Source organism: Actinophytocola sp., assembly GCF_045807065.1.
Lineage (GTDB): Bacteria > Actinomycetota > Actinomycetes > Mycobacteriales > Pseudonocardiaceae > Actinophytocola.
This window is the reverse complement of the sequence record NZ_JBJMIE010000824.1, coordinates 1-5702: the sequence shown is the minus strand read 5'-3', so window position 1 is coordinate 5702 and position 5702 is coordinate 1. Positions and strand designations below refer to the sequence as shown.

The window sequence follows — 5702 nt, the reverse complement described above, 5'->3', positions numbered from 1 at the left end:
GCTCTTCGACGAGGGCTCGTTCGTCGAGCTGGACGAGCTGGCGCGGCACCGCTCGACGAACTTCGGCCTGGAGCGCAACCGGCCCTACGGCGACGGCGTGGTGGCCGGGCACGGCACCATCGACGGGCGGCCGGTGTGCGTGTTCAGCCAGGACGTGACCGTGTTCGGCGGCGCGCTCGGCGAGGTGTACGGCGAGAAGATCGTCAAGGTGATGGACCTGGCGATGAAGACCGGCCGGCCGGTCATCGGCATCAACGAGGGCGGCGGCGCGCGCATCCAGGAGGGCGTGGTCTCGCTCGGCCAGTACGGCGAGATCTTCATCCGCAACACGCGGGCGTCGGGGGTGATCCCGCAGATCTCGCTGATCATGGGCGCGAACGCGGGCGGCCACGTGTACTCCCCCGCGCTGACGGACTTCGTCGTGATGGTCGACCAGACCTCGCACATGTTCATCACCGGCCCGGACGTGATCAAGACGGTGACCGGCGAGGACGTCGGCTTCGAGGAGCTGGGCGGGGCGCGGACGCACAACACGAAGTCCGGCAACGCGCACTACATGGGGTCCGACGAGGAGGACGCCATCACCTACGTCAAGGAGCTGCTGTCGTTCCTGCCGTCGAACAACATGTCCGACCCGCCGGTGTTCCCGGGGTTCGCCGAGGAGGGCTCGGTCGCGGCGTCCGTGTCGGAGGCGGACCTGGAGCTGGACACCCTGATCCCGGACTCGCCGAACCAGCCGTACGACATGCACGAGGTCATCACCCGGGTCCTCGACGACGGTGAGTTCCTCGAGGTCCAGGCCATGTTCGCGCCGAACATCCTGTGCGGGTTCGGGCGGGTCGAGGGGCACGCGGTGGGGATCGTGGCGAACCAGCCGACGCAGTTCGCGGGCTGCCTGGACATCGACGCGTCGGAGAAGGCGGCGCGGTTCGTCCGGACGTGCGACGCGTTCAACGTGCCGGTGCTGACCTTCGTGGACGTGCCCGGGTTCCTGCCGGGGACCGACCAGGAGTGGAACGGCATCATCCGCCGCGGCGCGAAGCTGATCTACGCGTACGCGGAGGCGACGGTACCCAAGGTGACGGTGATCACCCGAAAGGCGTACGGCGGCGCGTACGACGTGATGGGGTCCAAGCACCTCGGCGCCGACATGAACCTGGCGTGGCCGACGGCCCAGATCGCGGTGATGGGTGCCCAGGGCGCGGCGAACATCGTGCACCGGAAGACGCTGGCGAGCGCGGCCGACGACGGCGAGGACGTGGACGCGCTGCGGGCCCGGCTGCAGCAGGAGTACGAGGACACGCTGTGCAACCCGTACGTGGCGGCGGAGCGCGGGTACGTGGACGCGGTCATCCCGCCCTCGCACACGCGGGGGCACGTGGCACGGGCGTTGCGGCTGCTCCGGGACAAGCGGGAGACGCTGCCACCCAAGAAGCACGGGAACATCCCACTATGAGTGAGCGTCCACACCTTCGGGTGGTAAAGGGAAATCCCTCGGACGAGGAGCTGGCCGCGCTGGTGGCGGTGGTCTCGACGCTGGGTTCCGCCGCCGGACAAGCTCCGGAACGGCCGCGGTCCACGTGGTCGGACCGGCGGCTCCTGGTGCGTGAGCCGCTGGCCCACGGCACCGGCGCGTGGCGCGCGTCCGGTCTGCCGCGCTGACCGGCCAAGGTGCCTTCGGAACGTCCCCACTTTCCGGCGTTGGGTCAGGGCTTCTCGAAGTGCTGGTGCGCGCGGCAGTCGAAGGTGGACCGTCCCGTCCGTTGCCTCAGTCGCGTTCGCGGCTGTTCAGGAACACGATGCCGGGGAGCACGACCGCCAGGTAGAGGCCGATGCCGAACACGACGCTGCGGATGCGGGCGTGGCCGTCGCCGCCGGTGAGCCAAACGCCGGCGCAGATCAGGGCCACTACCACCCCGGTGCCGATGATCGCCTTGGCGAACAGCTTGTAGGAGCACCACCGCGAGCAGCTGCCCGGGTTGCCGTGCCGGCACAACCGGTTGCCGCTGGCGCTGGTGGGCAGCTGCACCGCGCGTCCGAGGTGGCGCATGCGCACATCCTCGCCACCCGACGCCGGGTACGACAAGCCGACAGGACACACTGCACCGCATGCGGAGCCCGTGGACAGCCATGTGGGCACTCTGCGCGTGCTTCTTCATGATCATGTTGGACTCGACGATCGTCACGGTCGCGATCCCCACCATGCTCACCGAACTGCACGCCAACCTGAACGAGGTCGTGTGGGTCAACAGCGTGTACCTGCTGGCCAACACGGTCCCGCTGCTGATCACCGGGCGGCTCGGGGACCGGTTCGGCCCCAAGACCGTCCTCATGGCCGGGCTGGTCGCCTTCACGGCCGCCTCGACCTGGAGCGGGCTCGCCACGACCGCCGGTGAGCTGATCGCCGCGCGCACGCTCCAGGGGCTCGGCGCGGCGCTCATGACACCGCAGACGCTGTCGTTCATCACCCGGCTGTTCCCGCCGGAGAAGCGGGGCGTGCCGATCTCCGTCTGGGGTGCGGTCGCCGGCGTCGCGACGCTGGGCGGGCCGGTGCTCGGGGGGCTGCTCGTCGAGAACGTCGGGTGGCAGTGGATCTTCTTCATCAACATCCCGATCGGGGTCATCAGCCTGCTGATCGCTGGGGTGGCCCTGCCGAACTGGCAGCCGCGGCGGGCGCTGCGGTTCGACCCGGTCGGCACGGCCCTCTGCGCGACCGGGCTGCTCGCGCTGGTGTTCGGCGTGCAGAACGGCCAGCACTACCACTGGGGCCCGGTCGCCGGGCCGGTGACGATCGTGCACGTCCTGGTCGCCGGGCTCGCGCTGCTCGCCCTGTTCGTGTACCGGCAGGTCACCGTCCGGGCCAAGGAGCCGCTCGTGCCCAACGAGCTGTTCCGCGACTCGACCTTCACCTACGCCAACCTCGCCCACGCGGCCATGGGCTTCGCGATGACCGGCATGTTCCTCCCACTGGTCCTCTACCTGCAGACCGTCCTCGGCCTCACCGCGCTGGCGTCGTCCGCGCTGGCGCTGCCCATGGCGGTGACCGCGGCCCTCGCGTCCGGGATCTCGGGCGCGGTGTGGCACCGGATCGGCGCGCGGAACCTGATCATCGCCGGGTTCGCGACGCTCGCGGCGGCCGTGGGCATGCTCGTCTACCAGGCCGCGCCGGACATCGACCCGGCCACGCTCGTGCCCGGTCTCGCGGTCGCGGGCCTCGGCATCGGGTTCGTGTTCTCGCCGCTGACCACGGCCGCGACGGCCGGCATGCCGCCGGCGCTGGCCGGCGTCGCCTCGGGCGTCTACAACACGGCCCGGCAGGTCGGCGGGGTGCTCGGCAGTGCGGCGACCGGGCTGGTGCTGCAGCTGGGCGTCGCGTTCGCGGTGCCCGACGCCGCGCGCCAGTACGCGGAGCGGCTGCCCGTGCGCTACCGCGAGGAGTTCGTCCGGCGGATCACCGAGGCCGCGAACACGCCGAGCCAGTTCGACACGTCCAGCCCACCGCTGCCGTCGGACCTCGATCCGGACACGGCGGAGATCGTGCGCCGGATCGTCACCGAGGTGTTCCACAACGGCTTCACGGTCGCCGCGAAGGCCAGCCTGATGCTGCCGATCGCGGTGCTCGTGCTGGGCATCGTGGCGGCGACGGGTATCCGCACGCAGGTGCGCGACCGGGTGCCCTAAAGTCCTCTGACGTGCAGTTCGTGCTCGCCTCGCAGTCGCCCGCGCGCCTGATGGTGCTCCGCAACGCCGGCATCGAGCCGGTGGTCCAGGTGTCCGGTGTGGACGAGGACGCGATCATCGCGGGCCTGCCCGCGGACGCCGGGCCGGCGCGCACGGTCGCGACGCTCGCCGAGGCCAAGGCCCGCGTCGTCGCCCCCGACCACGCGGACGCGGTGGTCGTCGGCTGCGACTCGATGCTGTTCCAGGGCGGGCAGCTGAGCGGCAAGCCCGGCACGGTCGAGCGGGCGCGGGAGCGGTGGCAGCGGATGGCCGGCGGGACCGGTGAGCTGATGACCGGGCACGCGGTGCTGCGGGTGCGCGACGGCGCGGTCGCGGCGGTCGCCACGGGCACGATGAGCACCACGATCCGGTTCGGCAAGCCGAGCGAGGCCGAGCTGGAGGCGTACCTCGCGACCGGCGAGCCACTGGGCGTCGCGGGCGGCTTCACACTCGACGGCTACGGCGGCTGGCTCATCGAGGGCGTGGACGGCGACCCGTCCAGCGTCATCGGCATCAGCCTGCCGCTGACCCGCCGCCTGCTCCAGGAGGTGGACGTGGCGGTCACCGACCTCTGGCGTTAGGCGCAGGCCCGCAGGTCCGTCTTCTTCAGGGTCACCGTCGGCCAGTCCGGGAGGGACTCGAGCCGTCGGTAGGCCTCGGTGCAGCCCAGCTCCTGGCTCTGCAGGTTGTACACGCGCACGTACACCGGGGTGGTCGCGCAGTCCTGGGTCCCACGCTGGCAGCGGTGCTGGGCGACGAGGATCTCCGGCCCGACGTCCGCGGTGACCTGGGCGATGGCCAGGTAGCCGGCGTCGGACAGGAACGGCTGGGCCAGCTCGCTCCACTGGGCCGACCGGCCGGCGACCACCTGGCCGACGACGCCCTCGGCGGAGCGGCCACGCAGGACGCAGGCGGACAGGGTGTCGGCGACGCACTGCAGCGAGTCGGGCGCGAACGTCGCGCCCATGCTGGTGATCGTCGCCTCGATGACCTTGCTCGCGCCGCCGCCGCCGATGCGCAGGCGACCGGACGCGCCGCCGCTGTCCACCACCAACTGGACCCTGGCGGCACCCACCGGCATGTCCGCGAGCACGGTGCACGGCTTGCGCACGCAACCGTCCACACCGACCCCCGAGGTGGTGGTGGTCGTCGTGGTGGTGGTCGTGGCGGTGGTCCCAGCGCGATCACGCAGAGCCGCGGACGCCGCCACCGCACCCGCCGCGACCAGGGTGGACACGACGATCGTGATCACCACCGCCCACGGCATCCCCTGCCGCGCCATATGCACCCCAATCGCCGTGAGCTTGGTTGCTCTCGGGCTCCCCGCCGGCGGCGGTTTCCGTAGACTCCGCAGTTATTGACAAGTCTGCCGCCACGTCAAGGGAGAGTGTGGGCGTGCCCCGACTCAACAGGGTTCTGATCGCCAACCGAGGTGAGATCGCGGTTCGGGTCATCCGCGCGTGCCGGGACGCCGGGCTGTCGAGCGTCGCCGTGTACGCCGACCCCGACCGGGACGCGGTGTTCGTCCGGCTCGCGGACGAGGCGTTCGCGCTCGGCGGGTCGACAGGGGCGGAGACCTACCTCAACATCGAGAAGCTGATCGACGCCGCGAAGCGGGCCGGCGCGGACGCCGTCCACCCCGGCTACGGCTTCCTGTCGGAGAACGCCGACTTCGCGCAGGCCGTGCTCGACGCGGGCCTGACCTGGGTCGGACCGAGCCCGCAGGCCATCCGCGACCTCGGCGACAAGGTCACCGCCCGGCACATCGCCACCCGGGCCGGCGCCCCGCTCGTGCCCGGCACCAAGGAGCCGGTCGGCGGTCCCGAGGAGATCGTGGCGTTCGCCGAGGAGCACGGGCTGCCGGTGGCGATCAAGGCGGCGTTCGGCGGCGGCGGGCGCGGGCTCAAGGTGGCCCGGACGATCGAGGAGATCCCGGCGCTGTTCGAGTCGGCGACCCGCGAGGCGGTGGCCGCCTTCGGCCG

The 5702-nt window shown here is 71.5% G+C and carries 7 protein-coding genes; 5 read left to right on the top strand and 2 right to left on the bottom strand.

Annotated features, from left to right (window positions below; all coding sequences use genetic code 11):
- Together ACJ73U_RS47690 and ACJ73U_RS47685 are read left to right on the top strand one after the other, a co-directional pair.
- A partial coding sequence (locus ACJ73U_RS47690; protein WP_407784442.1) for an acyl-CoA carboxylase subunit beta occupies positions 1–1456 on the top strand: 1456 nt, incomplete at its 5' end.
- Positions 1453–1662 carry an acyl-CoA carboxylase subunit epsilon gene (locus ACJ73U_RS47685; protein WP_407784441.1) on the top strand — a complete coding sequence of 70 codons (210 nt, stop codon included), beginning with the start codon at positions 1453–1455 and terminating at the stop codon, positions 1660–1662. The genes ACJ73U_RS47690 and ACJ73U_RS47685, both read left to right, overlap by 4 nt.
- A gap of 106 nt (positions 1663–1768) precedes the next feature.
- Here ACJ73U_RS47685 and ACJ73U_RS47680 read toward each other — a convergent pair whose 3' ends face one another.
- On the bottom strand, positions 1769–2050 hold the full coding sequence (locus ACJ73U_RS47680) for a hypothetical protein (protein ID WP_407784440.1): 282 nt from the start codon (positions 2048–2050) through the stop codon (positions 1769–1771).
- A 59-nt stretch (positions 2051–2109) separates the two neighbouring features.
- Between ACJ73U_RS47680 and ACJ73U_RS47675 the strand changes: the two genes are divergently transcribed.
- Both ACJ73U_RS47675 and ACJ73U_RS47670 read left to right on the top strand, forming a co-directional pair.
- A complete protein-coding gene (locus ACJ73U_RS47675) occupies positions 2110–3681 on the top strand; it encodes a DHA2 family efflux MFS transporter permease subunit (protein WP_407784439.1) in 1572 nt (523 codons plus the stop codon).
- 11 nt (positions 3682–3692) lie between these two features.
- On the top strand, positions 3693–4301 hold the full coding sequence (locus ACJ73U_RS47670) for a Maf family protein (protein ID WP_407784438.1): 609 nt from the start codon (positions 3693–3695) through the stop codon (positions 4299–4301).
- On the opposite strand, the gene ACJ73U_RS47665 is transcribed toward ACJ73U_RS47670, so the two are convergent.
- Complete coding sequence (locus ACJ73U_RS47665) at positions 4298–5002, bottom strand: hypothetical protein (protein ID WP_407784437.1); 705 nt, start codon at positions 5000–5002, stop codon at positions 4298–4300. The genes ACJ73U_RS47670 and ACJ73U_RS47665 overlap by 4 nt on opposite strands.
- A gap of 113 nt (positions 5003–5115) precedes the next feature.
- Here ACJ73U_RS47665 and ACJ73U_RS47660 point away from each other — a divergent pair.
- Positions 5116–5702: biotin carboxylase N-terminal domain-containing protein (locus tag ACJ73U_RS47660; protein WP_407784436.1), on the top strand; the 587-nt coding region annotated here is incomplete at its 3' end.